Origin of the sequence: Escherichia sp. E10V10, assembly GCF_004211985.1 — a bacterium.
Lineage (GTDB): Bacteria > Pseudomonadota > Gammaproteobacteria > Enterobacterales > Enterobacteriaceae > Escherichia.
Genome location: NZ_RHJO01000018.1, coordinates 46651 through 62929, shown reverse-complemented (window position 1 = coordinate 62929; position 16279 = coordinate 46651). Strand labels below are relative to the sequence as shown.

The following is a 16279-nucleotide window of genomic DNA, read 5'->3' as shown; positions in this document are numbered from 1 at the left end:
TTCGCGCATCTTAACATAAAACGAAGACAGATGCCGATCTCGCTGCTATACTCTGCGCCGTTTTCCCGTTCTTTAACATCCAGTGAGAGAGACCGATGCATCCGATGCTGAACATCGCCGTGCGCGCAGCGCGCAAGGCGGGTAATTTAATTGCCAAAAACTATGAAACCCCGGACGCTGTAGAAGCGAGCCAGAAAGGCAGTAACGATTTCGTGACCAACGTAGATAAAGCTGCCGAAGCGGTGATTATCGACACGATTCGTAAATCTTACCCACAGCACACCATCATCACCGAAGAAAGCGGTGAACTTGAAGGTACTGATCAGGATGTTCAATGGGTTATCGATCCACTGGATGGCACTACCAACTTTATCAAACGTCTGCCGCACTTCGCGGTATCTATCGCCGTTCGTATCAAAGGCCGCACTGAAGTTGCTGTGGTTTACGATCCTATGCGTAATGAACTGTTCACCGCCACTCGCGGTCAGGGCGCACAGCTGAACGGCTACCGTCTGCGCGGCAGCACCGCTCGCGATCTCGACGGTACTATTCTGGCGACCGGCTTCCCGTTCAAAGCAAAACAGTACGCCACCACCTACATCAACATCGTCGGCAAACTGTTCAACGAATGTGCAGACTTCCGTCGTACCGGTTCTGCGGCGCTGGATCTGGCTTACGTTGCTGCGGGCCGTGTTGACGGTTTCTTTGAAATCGGTCTGCGCCCGTGGGATTTCGCGGCAGGCGAGCTGCTGGTTCGTGAAGCGGGCGGCATCGTCAGCGACTTCACCGGTGGTCATAACTATATGCTGACCGGTAATATCGTTGCTGGTAATCCGCGCGTTGTTAAAGCCATGCTGGCGAACATGCGTGACGAGTTAAGCGACGCTCTGAAGCGTTAATGACTCAGGCGGGTGATATCACTCACCCGCCCTCGCCTTTCAGGCGCTATTCCGAAATACTTCCTCACCGCTTTACTTTCTTTCGTCACTCTCCCACCATCTTTCCCCGATTAATGGATGATAAAGAAGTCGCAAGGAAAGGTTATGGCGCTGCCAGTGAACAAACGCGTTCTCAAAATTCTGTTTATTCTCTTTGTTGTTGCCTTCTGCGTTTATTTAGTGCCGCGCGTTGCCATCAACTTCTTCTATTATCCTGACGATAAAATTTACGGTCCCGACCCCTGGTCGGCGGAATCCGTCGAATTTACGGCTATGGACGGTACTCGTCTGCAAGGCTGGTTTATTCCTTCTTCGACGGGCCCCGCTGACAACGCCATCGCAACCATCATTCATGCTCACGGTAATGCCGGAAATATGTCCGCCCACTGGCCGCTGGTCAGTTGGTTACCAGAACATAATTTCAATGTTTTCATGTTTGATTATCGCGGGTTTGGTAAATCTAAAGGCACTCCATCACAAGCCGGATTACTGGACGATACGCAAAGTGCCATTAATGTGGTACGCCATCGTAGCGATGTAAACCCCAAGCGGCTGGTGCTGTTCGGGCAGAGTATTGGCGGGGCGAATATTCTGGATGTTATTGGTCAGGGTGATCGTGAAGGCATACGTGCGGTGATCCTCGACTCCACATTTGCCTCTTATTCGACCATCGCCAACCAGATGATACCCGGCAGCGGCTACTTACTTGATGAGAGTTACAGCGGCGAAAATTACATCGCCAGCGTCAGCCCGATCCCGCTTTTACTGATTCACGGCAAAGCTGATCATGTTATTCCATGGCAGCATAGCGAGAAATTATTTGCCCTGGCGAAAGAGCCAAAACGCCTGATTTTGATCCCCGATGGCGAACATCTTGATGCCTTTTCCGATCGTCACGGAGATGTTTATCGCGAGCAGATGGTGGACTTTATCCTTAGCGCATTGAATCCACAGAATTAACCTTATGGTCGAAACCAGATAAAACAGCAAGAAATCACCTTATGGGATGGCATTAAACTGCCAAAAAGTGTTTATATCGATAAAAATTCTGTGATGTTTGTCATCATTTCTGATTAATAGCATTCCATTCACCGTATCCCTAAGCAAACTTTAGCTATTCTTATAAATTATGCTTATGGGAGATCTACAGATGATACCTACACTTGCCCCACCATCTGTACTTTCAGCTCCCCAGCGCCGTTGCCAGGTATTGCTGACGCTGTTCCAGCCGGGGTTGAGCGCCACCACGGCAACTTTCAGCGAGATTAATGGTGTGGATGATGAAATGGTGGGTCGCGATATCAGCGAAACAGGACGGGAGATCCAGCGCTATCATCAACTCACCATTACAACTGGATATGACGGGAGCTACCGGATTGAAGGTACAATACTTAACCAACGCTTATGTTTATTTCATTGGCTACGACGCGCTTTTCGCCTTTGTCCATCATTTATCAGCAGCCATTTTACGCCCGCGTTAAAGGGGGAGCTAAAGCGTCGGGGGATTGCTCGTAATTTTTATGACGACACCAATCTACTGGCGTTAGTTAATCTCTGCTCGCGAAGGCTGCAAAAACGCTTTGACGCGCGTGATGTTCATTTCCTGTGTTTGTATCTGCAATATTGCTTATTGCAACACCATGCCGGAATCTCGCCCCTGTTTAACCCGCTGCAACGTCACTGGTTGGAATCTTGCATTGAATTTCAGGTTGCACAGGAAATTGGCCGTCACTGGCAACGGCGGGCGCGTCAACCTGTCCCCACTGATGAGCCACTATTTATGGCATTGCTTTTTTCCCTGTTGCGGGTTCCCGATCCACTGCGAGACACCCATCAGCATGGCAAACAGTTGCGCCTGTCAATTAACCGTCTGGTACAGCATTTTCGGCAGTTGAGTAACGTCCATTTCTATGATGAACAGGGGTTGTGCTATCAGCTTTATACTCACCTCGCCCAGGCGTTAAACCGCTGTTTGTTTTCTATCGGCATTGATAACACTTTACCGGAAGAGTTCCGTCGACTTTATCCACGGCTCGTCCACACCACCCGCGAAGCGCTGGTCGGGTTTGAAAATGAGTACAACGTCAGTCTTTCCGATGAAGAAAGTTGTCTGGTGGCAGTGATTTTCGGTGCATGGCTGATGCAAGCAAATGAAATTCACGAAAAACAGATTATTTTGCTGACGGGCAATGACAGCGAACGAGAAGCGAATATTGAGCTGCAATTGCGTGAACTAACGATACTGCCGCTCAATATTAAACACATGTCTGTGAAGACATTTTTGCAGATTGGCGCGCCGCGCAACACCGCGCTTATTATTGCGCCTTATACCATGCCACTACCGCTTTTTTCACCACCGCTGATTTATACGGATCTGACCCTGACGGCACATCAACAGGAACAGATCCGCAAAATACTTGAATCAGCATGAGGGAACGACTTTCGGGCGCAAAAACATTGCCGGAAACGCCACCAATGCCATCACCCAGAACACGCCATGCCCCAGATATTGATACAGGAAACCGGCGAAGACGGTCATGATGGCGATACTGCCGCCCATCGCGACGGCAGAATAAACTGCCTGCAAGCGGATAACCTCACTTCCCTGACGAGCGGCAATGTAGCGCATAGCGGCCAGATGGCACACGGTAAAGGTGCCGCAATGCAGAACTTGCACCATAATCAACCACGGCAACTCAGTGGTTGCCCCCATAATGCCCCAACGTACTACCCCGCATACCGCCGAGATCAGCAACATATCACGGGCGCTACAACGGCGGAAAAGCTTATTACTCAGCGCAAAGATAATGACTTCCGCCACCACGCCCAGCGACCACAAATAGCCCACCGCCGAGGCCGAGTAGCCAGCTGCCTGCCAGTAAATGGCGCTAAAACCGTAATAGGCCGCATGCGCCCCCTGCAATAAACAAACGCAGGCCAGAAAACGCCAGTTCTGGCGGACCAGCGCCAACCACGCTGGCCAACCGGTGCTCTCCTGCTGACGACTTGCCCCTTGTGGCTGAATCGTCGGACGGATAAGAAAGCCGAGCAGCATGGATGCCACGCCCAACGTCAACAGCGCGAGGATCACCCGATAATCAAACATAGTGACCAGTTTGCCCGTCAGCGCCGAGCCAATGACAAACGCCACCGAGCCCCAAAGTCGCACTTTGCCATAATCAAGCGGGAACTGCTTTTGCCACGTATTCGCCAGTGCATCGGTCAACGGTACCAGCGGTGAGAAAAAGAGGTTAAAACCAACCATCACCACCATCAACCACGCCACATGCGCACCCGCCCAGAAGGCGATGGCAAAGAGCAGCGTCAGCAACGCCAGCACACGCAGCGCAGAAATCAGGCGAGAAGGATCGCTGACGCGAGGCGCAATTATCAAACTACCGAGAAAACGGGCAACCAGCCCGGCCCCCAACAACAGGCCGATGGTTTCTGGCGTTAAGCCAATTCCCTTAAGCCAGACGCTCCAGAAAGGTAGAAAAATACCGTAGCTAAAAAAGTATGTGAAATAACCGAGCGCCAACCAGCGCGTGGATTGCAAAACCATGAGTCCCTCCCGTCAGGAGGCGTTAGTCTGGAGTTAATCGAATGTTGGTGCAAGTTGAAAAATAAGAATATTCGAGTCCGCTTCCCGCCGATTGTCATGCATATCAGGAAATGACAAAAAGATGCGACCTGCGACGTATCTTGCAAAAATAATGCGTAATTATGCCGTTACGCTTGCCAAACGTTCCTGCACAATGGCGATGAAATCACGTAACGCCGGTTTCATCCCCCCTTTCTTCCACGCCATCAGTAAAGCAATGGAAGGCACATTTCCGGCAATTGGCCGAAAAACAACCTGCCCGGTATTAAAATTATTCATATAACCGGGTATCAAAGTGACGCCCAACCCCATCCCCACCAGATTCATGGTCACCAGAATATTCGTTGCCACCTGCACAATATTTGGCTGGCTGTTTTCTTGCGCAAACCAGGTTTTAACAATCGGTGCAAGCGAGCCGGAATACGCCGGATCGGTACTGACGAAATTAACGCCATTAAGCTGCGCGGCGGTAATCTCTTTTTCTTGTGCTAAAGGATGATCAACCGGCAACACCACCACTAATGGTTCGTCAAAAAGTTCCAGATAATCAATCTCCGGGCTATAGACAGGATGGCGCATTAAGCCGACGTCCAGTTCACCACGGCGAATTTTTTCTTCCTGTTCCGTGGTAATTAAACTCACCAGCTCAATCAAGGTTTCTGGCTGCTTCAGTCGGAACATGGGCAATACTTTTGGCAGTAAATTCACTTCCGCCGATGGCACAAAACCGATAGTTAAATGCTTATCTTCCTGAACAATTTTCCGCGCCCGTTGTTTGGCATTTTCCGCTTGTTCGAGAATCGCCTGCGCGTCCTGGAGAAAACATTCTCCCGCCGCCGTCAACGCGACTTTGCGCTTATCCCTCACCAGTAACGGAACACCGACACAGTTTTCGAGATCGCGGATCTGGCTGCTTAACGAAGGTTGTGATGTATGCAGTTTTTCCGCCGCACGAGTGAAGTTCAGCGCCTGAGCTACTGCGACGAAATAGCGTAAATGCCGTAGTTCCATCACCTTCCCCTTGTTATCGAAAAAACGTCTCAGTTGGTAGAAATTAACTATTTCACACATTAGCAACCAACCTGCAACATCCTTATGGCACAAAAATAGAAGGTCAATACATCTTATCTTTCAGGATTAAAAAATATGACCACACCCTCAGATTTGAACATTTACCAACTGATTGACACCCAAAATGGTCGGGTCACTCCGCGTATTTATACCGACCCGGACATTTACCAACTGGAGCTTGAGCGTATTTTCGGTCGTTGCTGGCTATTTCTCGCCCACGAAAGCCAGATCCCAAAACCTGGTGATTTCTTTAACACCTACATGGGGGAAGATGCGGTTGTCGTGGTGCGCCAGAAAGACGGCAGCATTAAGGCGTTTCTCAACCAGTGCCGCCACCGGGCCATGCGCGTGAGCTATGCCGATTGCGGCAATACTCGCGCCTTCACCTGCCCATATCACGGCTGGTCTTACGGCATTAACGGCGAATTGATCGACGTACCGCTGGAACCTCGCGCCTACCCACAAGGTCTGTGTAAATCCCACTGGGGATTAAACGAAGTTCCCTGCGTAGAAAGTTATAAGGGGTTGATTTTTGGCAACTGGGACACCACTGCACCGGGCCTGCGTGATTATCTTGGTGACATTGCCTGGTATCTGGATGGCATGCTGGATCGTCGCGAAGGCGGCACCGAAATTGTCGGCGGTGTACAGAAATGGGTGATCAACTGCAACTGGAAATTCCCGGCGGAGCAATTCGCCAGTGACCAGTATCACGCTCTGTTCAGCCACGCTTCTGCCGTTCAGGTATTAGGAGCAAAAGATGATGGCAGTGATAAACGCCTCGGCGATGGACAAACCGCTCGCCCGGTATGGGAAACCGCCAAAGATGCGCTGCAATTTGGTCAGGACGGTCACGGCAGCGGTTTCTTCTTTACTGAAAAACCGGATGCTAATGTTTGGGTTGATGGCGCAGTTTCCAGCTATTACCGCGAAACCTACGCCGAGGCGGAACAACGTTTAGGTGAAGTTCGCGCCCTGCGCCTGGCAGGTCATAACAACATCTTCCCGACACTCTCCTGGCTCAACGGCACTGCCACGCTCCGCGTCTGGCATCCGCGCGGCCCCGACCAGGTAGAAGTGTGGGCGTTCTGTATCACCGACAAAGCCGCCTCCGATGAAGTTAAAGCCGCTTTTGAAAACAGCGCCACCCGCGCTTTTGGTCCGGCTGGTTTTCTCGAGCAGGATGACTCGGAGAACTGGTGTGAAATCCAGAAATTGCTGAAAGGTCACCGCGCCCGCAACAGCAAACTGTGTCTGGAGATGGGGCTCGGTCAGGAAAAACGTCGCGACGACGGCATTCCAGGTATTACTAACTATATCTTCTCAGAAACGGCCGCACGTGGAATGTACCAACGCTGGGCCGATCTCCTGAGCAGCGAAAGCTGGCAGGACGTGCTCGATAAAACCGCCGCTTACCAGCAGGAGGTGATGAAATGAGTGCCTTAGTTTCGCTGGAGTTACATCACCGTATCAGTCAGTTTCTCTTTCACGAAGCCAGTTTACTGGATGACTGGAAATTTCGTGACTGGCTGGCGCAGCTCGACGAAGAGATTCGTTACACCATGCGCACCACAGTTAACGCGCAAACACGCGACCGCCGCAAAGGCGTCCAGCCGCCGACAACCTGGATTTTTAATGACACCAAAGACCAGCTGGAGCGGCGAATCGCCCGTCTGGAAACGGGCATGGCCTGGGCGGAAGAACCGCCGTCACGCACCCGCCACTTAATCAGCAACTGCCAGGTAAGCGAAACCGACATACCAAACGTATTTGCCGTGCGGGTGAATTATTTGCTCTACCGGGCTCAAAAAGAGCGCGATGAAACGTTCTATGTTGGAACGCGTTTCGACAAAGTTCGCCGTCTGGAAGACGGGAACTGGCGCTTGCTGGAACGGGATATCGTCCTGGATCAAGCGGTCATCTCCTCCCATAACCTGAGTGTACTGTTCTGATGAATCGAATTTATGCGTGTCCCGTTGCGGATGTGCCGGAGGGTGAGGCTCTCCGGATCGATACCTCGCCCGTCATCGCCCTGTTCAACGTCGGCGGCGAGTTTTATGCCATTAACGATCGTTGCAGCCATGGTAATGCGTCGATGTCAGAAGGGTATCTGGAAGATGACGCAACGGTGGAATGCCCACTGCACGCCGCCAGTTTTTGCCTGAAAACGGGGAAAGCGTTATGTCTGCCCGCCACCGACCCGCTAACCACGTATCCAGTACACGTTGAAGGTGGTGACATCTTCATCGACTTACCAGAGGCGCAGCCATGAGCGATCTGCATAACGAATCCATTTTTATTACCGGCGGCGGCTCGGGATTAGGCCTGGCGCTGGTCGAGCGATTTATCGAGGAAGGCGCGCAGGTTGCCACGCTGGAACTGTCGGCGGCAAAGGTCGCCAGTCTGCGTCAACGATTTGGCGAACATATTCTGGCGGTGGAAGGTAACGTGACCTGTTATGCCGATTATCAACGCGCGGTCGATCAGATCCTGACCCGTTCCGGCAAGCTGGATTGTTTTATCGGCAATGCGGGCATCTGGGATCACAATGCCTCACTGGTTAATACCCCGGCTGAGGCGCTGGAAACAGGCTTCCATGAACTGTTTAACGTCAACGTACTCGGTTATCTGCTGGGCGCAAAAGCCTGCGCTCCGGCGTTAATCGCCAGTGAAGGCAGCATGATTTTCACACTGTCAAATGCCGCCTGGTATCCTGGCGGCGGTGGCCCGCTGTACACCGCCAGTAAACATGCCGCAACCGGACTTATTCGCCAACTGGCTTATGAACTGGCACCGAAAGTGCGGGTGAATGGCGTCGGCCCGTGTGGTATGGCCAGCGACCTGCGCGGCCCACAGGCGCTCGGGCAAAGTGAAACCTCGATAATGCAGTCTCTGACGCCAGAGAAAATTGCCGCCATTTTACCGCTGCAATTTTTCCCGCAACCGGCGGATTTTACGGGTCCGTATGTGATGTTGGCATCGCGGCGCAATAATCGCGCATTAAGCGGGGTGATGATCAACGCTGATGCGGGTTTAGCGATTCGCGGCATTCGCCACGTAGCGGCTGGGCTGGATCTTTAAGGAAGCACGATGAAAGAAAAAACGATCATTATTGTCGGTGGCGGGCAAGCGGCGGCAATGTTTGCGGCCTCGCTACGCCAACAAGGATTCACTGGTGAGCTGCACCTGTTTTCCGATGAGCAACATCTTCCTTATGAACGCCCCCCGCTCTCGAAAACCATGTTACTGGAGGATTCCCCGCACTTGCAGCCCGTGTTACCCGCTATCTGGTGGCAGGAAAACAACGTTCATCTGCATTCTGGCGTAACCATCAAAACATTGGGACGCGACACACGGCAGTTAGTGTTAGCCAACGGCGAAAGCTGGCACTGGGATCAGCTTTTTATAGCAACGGGCGCGGCAGCCCGACCACTGCCGTTACTTGATGCACTGGGAGAACGCTGCTTTACCCTGCGCCATGCCGGTGATGCCGCCAGACTACGGGAAGCACTACAAGCTGAACGGTCAGTAGTGATTGTCGGTGCCGGAACTATTGGTCTGGAACTGGCTGCCAGCGCCACGCAGCGCGGTTGTAAGGTGACAGTGATTGAACTGGCAGCAACCGTCATGGGCCGCAATGCGCCGCCGCCCGTGCAACGCTATCTTTTGCAGCGCCATCAGCAGGCTGGCGTGCGCGTCTTGCTCAACAATGCCATTGAGCATGTGGTCGATGGTGAGAAAGTAGAGCTGACGTTGCAAAGCGGCGAAATGCTTCAGGCCGATGTAGTGATTTACGGTATTGGTATCAGCGCCAACGACCGCCTGGCACGTGAGGCCAACCTTGATACGGTAAATGGTATTGTCATTGACGAGGCTTGCCGCACCAGCGATCCAGCCATTTTTGCCGGTGGCGATGTGGCAATCACTCGTCTTGATAATGGTCTGCTGCACCGCTGCGAAAGCTGGGAAAACGCCAATAACCAGGCGCAAATTGCCGCAGCCGCAATGCTGGGGCTACCGCTTCCGCTACTGCCGCCACCGTGGTTCTGGAGCGATCAGTACAGTGATAACTTACAGTTTATTGGCAATATGCGTGGCGATGACTGGATTTGTCGTGGCAACCCGGAAGCCCAGAAAGCGATTTGGTTTAATCTGCAAAGCGGTGTGCTTATCGGCGCGGTAACGCTGAATCAGGGACGTGAGATTCGCCCAATCCGCAAATGGATCCAGAGCGGTAAAACGTTTGATGCGAAACGGCTGACAGATGAGAACATCGCCCTTAAATCACTGTAACCAGGATAATTAGCGAATATCTCAACGCCTGGGGCGTGGCGAGGTGCAAGAGTGTGTATTACGTTTAAATCACATTATCTTGCAAAGGGATTGGTTATGAACTCACTACGTTATTTTGATTTTGGTGCTGCCCGCCCCGTTTTGTTATTAATTGCCCGTATCGCCGTCATCTTAATTTTCATTATTTTTGGTTTTCCCAAAATGATGGGCTTTGACGGAACGGTACAATATATGGCCTCGCTGGGCGCACCGATGCCGATGCTGGCGGCAGTTATTGCGGTGATTATGGAAGTACCCGCCGCGATATTAATCATACTTGGCTTTTTCACCCGTCCGCTGGCGGTGCTGTTTATTTTCTACACGCTGGGAACTGCGGTGATTGGTCATCATTACTGGGATATGACTGGTGATGCGGTTGGGCCAAATATGATTAATTTCTGGAAGAATATCAGCATTGCTGGCGCATTCCTGCTGCTGGCAATTACCGGGCCGGGGGCTATTTCTCTCGATCGGCGTTAGGAAAGATGCCGGATGCGGCGTGAACGCCTTATCCTGCCGACCGTTCCGGCACCGATTGTAGGCCTGATAAGACGCCGCAAGCGTCGCATCAGGCATCGTGCGCCAAGTGTCGGATGCGGCCTGAACGCCTTATCCTGCCTACTGTTCCAACACCAATTGTAGGCCTGATAAGACGCGGCAAGCGTCGCATCAGGCATCGTGCGCCGAGTGCCGGATGCGGCGTGAACGCCTTATCCGGCATTTTATAAATTACAGCCACTCTACCCGCAACGACATCTCTGAGGTTGTTGATTCCCCTGGTGCAAGCGCAATGAGGTCACCCCCTTCCGGGCGATGATGGTCATCCGGCGCATGGCTCATCGGCTCCAGACAGAAGAAATCAAACGCATACCCTTTATCAAACGCGGGATCGGAGACAAAGATGAAATAGCACGGCGCAGGCGGCGTCGTTTCCATGATGACGGCGTAACCCTCCAGCGGCTGCTCGATGCGGGCCTGACCATTCCATCCGGCAAAACCATTGTTCACCCACTGGCGCGGCAGCGGCGCGAGCTGGTTGAAATCCAGTTCCTGCGGTAGCTGCTCGCAAAACTCACCCGCCAGCCACTGCTCCCGCTCCAGCCAGTAACCGCTCGCCTGTGCCTGAATCCGCGTTTGCGGCGACAACGGAAAATAAGGATGCCAGCCGGTACCAAATGGCAGCGTCTCTGCCCCTTGATTGGTGACAGCGAGCGTCACCGTCAGAGTATCCGCCGTTAAATGAAACGCCTGACTTACCCGATAGTGATAGACACCGCTGCGATGTTCATACACCAGACACAAACTATCATCGCTGTGCGAGACACATTGCCACTCGCCCAACCAGCCATCGCCGTGTAGATAGTGCGCATCCCACTCAACATTCGGTTGCAGTTGATACTCACGCCCCTGCCAGACAAAACGGTTGCCGCTCACCCGGTTTGCAAATGGCACCAGCGGAAAACAAGAGGCATCGGTTGCCACACCGCTTTTTTTACCAGGACGTAGCAGCGGCGTCGTATCGCGCCAGAAGCCTTCGATTACGCCGCCCTGGTCAGAGACATCCAGCTTTAGCGGCCCGTGAGATAAGGTATAGATGGTCATCCGCTAACTCCTTAATCCGGGAAGTTAATCACAACTTTCCCGCATTTGCCGCTCGCCATCAGCGCATAGGCATCACCTGCCTGTTCCAGCGTGAAGCGGTGGGTAATAGCGTTACGCGGCCACAGTTTCCAGTCAGTCAAATCGTGGGCGCATTTTTCCATATGGAACAGACTGGTCACCCAGGAGCCAATAATCCGCCGTTGATGATGCATCAGATCGGCGCTGACCTCGAATTCCACTTTTCCGGTTTCACCAATGTAAACCACCCGTCCCCAGTCGGCGGTGGATTGCAATGCCAGCAAGCGCCCCGCAGCATTACCGGAACAATCGAGCGCAACATCCGCGCCGCCGTGGGTAAGTTCAGCGATTATCTGCGGCAAGCCCTCGGTCGTCGCTAAATAACCGTGATCCATCACCCCTAACTGCTTCGCCATCGCCAGACGTTCCGGCAACATATCAACGCCAATGATCCTTTTTGCACCACGACCTTTCGCCAGCATCATCGCCATCATGCCGACCGGCCCCAGACCGACCACCAGCACGTTATCGCTGCCGGAAACTTCGCCGCGCAAAATCCCTTCATAGGCCGTGCCAACGCCGCAACTGATAAACGCACCATCTTCGTAGCTCAGCGCATCCGGCAGGAGGATCAGATCTTTTTCTTCCGCCAGCAGATATTCGGCATGACCGCCGTCACGCTGCCAGCCGTAAGCCGCTTTTCCTTTGCCAGTACAAGAGATAGGAAAGCCGCGGCGGCAGTTCGGGCAAAAACCACAGCCAGAAATGTGATACACCAGAACGCGATCACCCTCTTTAAAATGGCGACAGCCTTGCCCCATCGCCACAATTTGCCCGCACGGCTCATGACCGTTGATAAAGCCCTGGTATAACGGTTTATCGGGCGCCGCCGCCGTGGCGCGGTGTTGATGGTAGATATAGTGGACATCGCTTCCGCAAATCCCGGAGGATTTCATTTTGATCAGCACCTGGTTAATCCCCGGCGTCGGCACCGCAACTTCCCGCAGATCGACGGTCGAATTTCCTGGTAAATAAGCTGCCAGCATCGTTTTCATAAATCCCTCATTAACAATACGATTAATTTTCATCCCTGCCGCACCCGCGCCAGGGGCGTTAAGGTTTAGCGTTTCGCTTTACTGCTTCGCTGGGTCAGCAAGATATTCGCCAGCACCGCCACCACGATGATGACGCCGCGTACCACCTGCTGGAAAAAGGAGTTAATCCCGAGCAATACCAGACCGTTACCGATTAGCGTAATCACCAGCACACCAAGCAATGTACCGAACAGGGAACCGCGACCGCCGGAAAGTGCCGTACCGCCGACCACGACCGCGGCGATGACGTCAAACTCCAGACCGTTTGCCGCACCTGCGTTACCAGAACCGAGGCGCGCCGCCAACAAAATGCCGGTCACCGCCGCTAATAATCCCGAAAGGGTAAAGATAAGAATGCGCACCCGACGAACGTTGATGCCGCACAACTGTGCCGCCGTAGCATTACCGCCAACGGCAAAAACCGAGCGCCCGAAGGCGGTTTTGCGGCTGATGAACACAAACAGCGCAAACAACACCATCATGATCAGCGCGGATACCGGCACCCCGAGAAATTGTCCACCCAGCCAGTCCAGTACCTCGTTTTCGTCAATCGGCACTGGCAGTGCGTTCGTCATAAACAGCCCCATTCCGCGCAGGGCGCTCCACAGCCCCAGCGTGGCAACGAAACTTGGCACGTTAAACACGCCGCGCAGTACCCCGGCCAGCGTTCCCATCAGCGCGCCTAACAGCAACACCAGCAGACAAGCAATCGCCAGCGGAACTTCAAATTGCAGCAAAAATGCCAGGCACACCGAGACAAAAGCCACCATCGGCCCAACGCTGACATCAATTTCACCGGAGATAATAATCAGCGTCATCGCCCAGGCGGCGATCCCGATGGTGGCGGCATCGCGCAGCACGTTCATTTGGTTATTCAATGAGATAAAGCCAGGCGCGTTCAGGGAGAAGACCAGATACAAAATGGCAATCACCACCAGCAAACCGATCTCATTAATATGGCGACTGACAAATTGTTTGAGCGAGACGCTCTTGCCCTGCGGCAATGGTAATGACGAAGCAGACATCTTCAGGTTCCTCGGTAAAATTCATCAGTGCACAGACAGAATGGCGGACATCAGCTCATCCACATTGACCGGAGAGTGAAACTCCTGCGAGAACGTACCGTGCTGTAACAACAGAATGCGGTCGCACACCAGCGGTAACTCCTCCACTTCACTGGAGATAAACACCACGCTTTTTCCTTCGGCAGCCAGCTCGCGGACAATACGGTAAATCTGCTGTTTGGCTTCGATATCGACGCCGCGCGTTGGCTCGTCGAGCAACAAAATCTGGCTGGCGGCATAGACCCAACGACCGATCACCACTTTTTGCTGATTACCGCCAGAAAGCGTGCCGATGGGTGTTTCGCTACTGGCAGCCTTGACCGTCATCCGCTGCATCACCTCTTCGGTCAGGCGGCGGATGGTGGACCATTGCAGTACGCCGTTGGCGCTGATTTTTTGCCGATTGGTCAGCACTGTATTTTCGTCAACGCCCAGCCAGGGAATGATCCCCGCTTCTTTGCGGTTTTCTGGCGTATAGCCAATGCCGCGTTTCAGCATGTCGCCGTAATCGGGGCACGTGATTTTCTCGCCGTTGATAACAATTTCGCCCTGTTCATACGCTTCCAGCCCAACTATCGCTTTCAGCAATTCACTGCGCCCTGCCCCCAGCAGGCCGGCAATGCCGAGCACTTCGCCACGACGCAGTGAAAAACTGATCTCCGTAAGTTTTGGTCTGTGGCGTAACGCGCGAACTTCCAGTACGGTCTGGTCCGCAATCTCCTGAGCTGCAACCGGTGCAATATCAACGTGATCGCGTCCGAGCATCAACGACACAATATGGCGAGTTGAGGTGTTTTCGAGCATCACATCGCCCGCCACCTGCCCGTCGCGCATGACGGTGGCACAGGAAGCGATACGGCGGATTTCCTCCATCCTGTGGCTGACGTAAATCACCGCCACGCCCAGTGCCGACATTTTTTTCACGGCGCTGATCACCAGTTCAACTTCCGCACTGGCAAGCGAGCTGGTGGGTTCATCAAGGATGACCACGCGCGGCTCGCCCTTCATCACCCGCGCAATTTCCACCAGTTGCTTTTGCGCCGGGCTTAGCGTTGAAACAAGTTGTTCAGGACTAACGTCAACGCCCAGCGCCTGTAAGCAACGTTGGGCATCCTGCGCCATTTGCAGGTAATCAATCATGCCGTTGCGGCGAGGCCATTGACCAAGGCAGAGGTTTTCTGCCACCGTCAGCCCTTCCACCAGACTTAACTCCTGATAAACCGCGCGTACCCCCAGTTCAGCGGCACGGCGAGTCAGCGTAGCTTCGTCGCCTTCCAGTCGCGTCTCGCCAATCCAGATATCACCGCTATCCGGACGTTCGCTACCGGTAAGCATTCGAATGAGGGTCGATTTTCCCGCACCGTTTTTGCCTAACAGCGCGCGAACTTCGCCTTTATTGAGCGTGAAGTTAACGTTATCCAGCGCAACGACGCCGGGGTAACGCTTATTTCCTGCCACCACTTTTGCTACCGGGACTGCCTCTGTTGCCGTGAACATAGGGACCTCTGCGAATCAGCTATTAGGGCAGACCATCAACGTGCGTTGCCAGCCACTGTTTACCGTCTTCAGTTTTGGTATAGAGATCGATTGGCACCTGAATCACTTTTTCACCGTCGGCTTGTTTATTGATAACCTTCAATGTTTGCGCGAAAACAGCATTGCCCATTTTCTTACCGGAAATATCCACTACCGCTTTCAGCACCTGGTTGTTTTCCAGCTCCTGAGCAATTTCAGTGGTCATGTCCGAACCGAAAACGGCAATTTTTCCGGCCTGATTTTGATTGCGTACCGCTTTTACCGCGCCGAGTGTCGCTCCGCCCGATTCCCCCATAATGGCGTTGAGATCTGGCGTGGAGATAATCAGTTTTTCACCGACAGAAATCGCTTTATCTAAAACAGTCCCTTCCTGATTAGCGACAATTTGCGCGCCGGGAACGCGGGCTTTTAATACTTCTTCAAACCCTTTACGTCGTTGCACACAAACTTCAAAGGCTTCGCAATTGATGACGGCAATTTTCGGCTGGTCAATTTTGTTGGCAATAAAATAATCGGCGGCAGCGTTACCCAGTTTTTTACCAAATTCCAGCGGGTCACCAACCAGATATGCCGAGACATATTTATCGACACCCTTTTGATTAATACAGGTGTTGTAGCAAACCACCGGAATACCCGCTTCACTGGCGCGACGAACGGTACGGCTACTGCCATTTTCAGACACTGCCGATAAAATAATGGCATCGACATTACGCGCCACGAGGGTATCTACAAAAGTACTTTCTTTCGAAATATCGCCCTGGGCGTTAGTTTCAATTAACTGTACCTGTACTGAAGAATCTTTTGCCGCATCCTGAACGCCCTGACGCACTCCAGCGTAATATCCCTGGGTATCAAGGTATATTGCACCAATGGTCATTTCTTTATCCGCAGCGTTGGCAAATAGTGCGCTACCTAATAGCGTAGCCATTAATAATAGATTACGGGTTGTTCTCATTTTTTTAGGCATAGTGCCTCCTGTAGGGTTTTTATTTACAACGGCTTATTTTAATTATTTGAGCGTGA

Annotated in this window: 16 protein-coding genes; 9 read left to right on the top strand and 7 right to left on the bottom strand. The window is 52.7% G+C overall.

Annotated features, from left to right (window positions below; genetic code table 11):
• The first annotated feature begins 95 nt into the window (after positions 1–95).
• From suhB to csiE, 3 genes are all read left to right on the top strand, one after another.
• A complete protein-coding gene (suhB, locus tag D9736_RS17985; RefSeq protein ID WP_000553451.1) occupies positions 96–899 on the top strand; it encodes an inositol-1-monophosphatase in 804 nt (267 codons plus the stop codon).
• A gap of 144 nt (positions 900–1043) precedes the next feature.
• On the top strand, positions 1044–1898 hold the full coding sequence (locus D9736_RS17980) for an alpha/beta hydrolase (protein WP_130258870.1): 855 nt from the start codon (positions 1044–1046) through the stop codon (positions 1896–1898).
• 190 nt (positions 1899–2088) lie between these two features.
• Positions 2089–3369: a stationary phase inducible protein CsiE gene (csiE, locus tag D9736_RS17975; RefSeq protein WP_130214629.1), complete on the top strand. Its 1281-nt coding sequence runs from the start codon at positions 2089–2091 to the stop codon at positions 3367–3369.
• On the opposite strand, the gene D9736_RS17970 is transcribed toward csiE, so the two are convergent.
• Positions 3361–4500, bottom strand: a complete 1140-nt coding sequence (locus D9736_RS17970; RefSeq protein ID WP_130258869.1) for a 3-phenylpropionate MFS transporter — start codon at positions 4498–4500, stop codon at positions 3361–3363. The two genes, csiE and D9736_RS17970, sit on opposite strands and share 9 nt — an antisense overlap.
• Positions 4501–4659: 159 nt before the next feature.
• Complete coding sequence (gene hcaR / locus D9736_RS17965; RefSeq protein WP_130214633.1) at positions 4660–5550, bottom strand: DNA-binding transcriptional regulator HcaR; 891 nt, start codon at positions 5548–5550, stop codon at positions 4660–4662.
• A 135-nt stretch (positions 5551–5685) separates the two neighbouring features.
• Here hcaR and hcaE point away from each other — a divergent pair, with 135 nt between their 5' ends.
• The 6 genes from hcaE (at position 5686) to D9736_RS17935 (ending at position 10422) form a co-directional block, all read left to right on the top strand.
• Positions 5686–7047 (top strand): 3-phenylpropionate/cinnamic acid dioxygenase subunit alpha, encoded by a 1362-nt coding sequence (hcaE, locus tag D9736_RS17960; RefSeq protein ID WP_130258868.1) that lies wholly within the window; start codon positions 5686–5688, stop codon positions 7045–7047.
• Complete coding sequence (gene hcaF / locus D9736_RS17955) at positions 7044–7562, top strand: 3-phenylpropionate/cinnamic acid dioxygenase subunit beta (RefSeq protein ID WP_130222044.1); 519 nt, start codon at positions 7044–7046, stop codon at positions 7560–7562. The genes hcaE and hcaF overlap by 4 nt, the downstream gene beginning before the upstream one ends.
• Positions 7562–7882: a bifunctional 3-phenylpropionate/cinnamic acid dioxygenase ferredoxin subunit gene (locus D9736_RS17950; RefSeq protein WP_001080102.1), complete on the top strand. Its 321-nt coding sequence runs from the start codon at positions 7562–7564 to the stop codon at positions 7880–7882. The genes hcaF and D9736_RS17950 overlap by 1 nt, the downstream gene beginning before the upstream one ends.
• Positions 7879–8691 carry a 3-phenylpropionate-dihydrodiol/cinnamic acid-dihydrodiol dehydrogenase gene (gene hcaB / locus D9736_RS17945; RefSeq protein WP_130258867.1) on the top strand — a complete coding sequence of 271 codons (813 nt, stop codon included), beginning with the start codon at positions 7879–7881 and terminating at the stop codon, positions 8689–8691. The genes D9736_RS17950 and hcaB overlap by 4 nt, the downstream gene beginning before the upstream one ends.
• 9 nt (positions 8692–8700) lie before the next feature.
• The gene (gene hcaD / locus D9736_RS17940; RefSeq protein ID WP_130258866.1) at positions 8701–9903 is read left to right on the top strand and encodes a phenylpropionate dioxygenase ferredoxin reductase subunit; all 1203 of its coding nucleotides are present in this window, start codon (positions 8701–8703) and stop codon (positions 9901–9903) included.
• Between the two features lie 96 nt (positions 9904–9999).
• Positions 10000–10422, top strand: a complete 423-nt coding sequence (locus D9736_RS17935; RefSeq protein WP_001087245.1) for a DoxX family protein — start codon at positions 10000–10002, stop codon at positions 10420–10422.
• Positions 10423–10671: 249 nt separating this feature from the next.
• On the opposite strand, the gene D9736_RS17930 is transcribed toward D9736_RS17935, so the two are convergent.
• Genes D9736_RS17930 through D9736_RS17910 form a run of 5 tightly spaced genes read right to left on the bottom strand, consistent with a single transcriptional unit; the run spans position 10672 to position 16223 of the window.
• Complete coding sequence (locus tag D9736_RS17930; RefSeq protein ID WP_130258865.1) at positions 10672–11544, bottom strand: aldose 1-epimerase; 873 nt, start codon at positions 11542–11544, stop codon at positions 10672–10674.
• An 11-nt stretch (positions 11545–11555) separates the two neighbouring features.
• The gene (locus tag D9736_RS17925) at positions 11556–12650 is read right to left on the bottom strand and encodes a zinc-binding dehydrogenase (protein WP_000700812.1); all 1095 of its coding nucleotides are present in this window, start codon (positions 12648–12650) and stop codon (positions 11556–11558) included.
• Positions 12651–12682: 32 nt separating this feature from the next.
• On the bottom strand, positions 12683–13681 hold the full coding sequence (locus D9736_RS17920) for an ABC transporter permease (RefSeq protein WP_001276664.1): 999 nt from the start codon (positions 13679–13681) through the stop codon (positions 12683–12685).
• Positions 13682–13705: 24 nt separating this feature from the next.
• Entirely contained in the window at positions 13706–15217 is a 1512-nt protein-coding gene (locus tag D9736_RS17915; protein ID WP_130222049.1) for a sugar ABC transporter ATP-binding protein, read from the bottom strand.
• A 22-nt stretch (positions 15218–15239) separates the two neighbouring features.
• Positions 15240–16223 (bottom strand): substrate-binding domain-containing protein, encoded by a 984-nt coding sequence (locus D9736_RS17910; RefSeq protein WP_130258864.1) that lies wholly within the window; start codon positions 16221–16223, stop codon positions 15240–15242.
• Between the last annotated feature and the right edge of the window lie 56 nt (positions 16224–16279).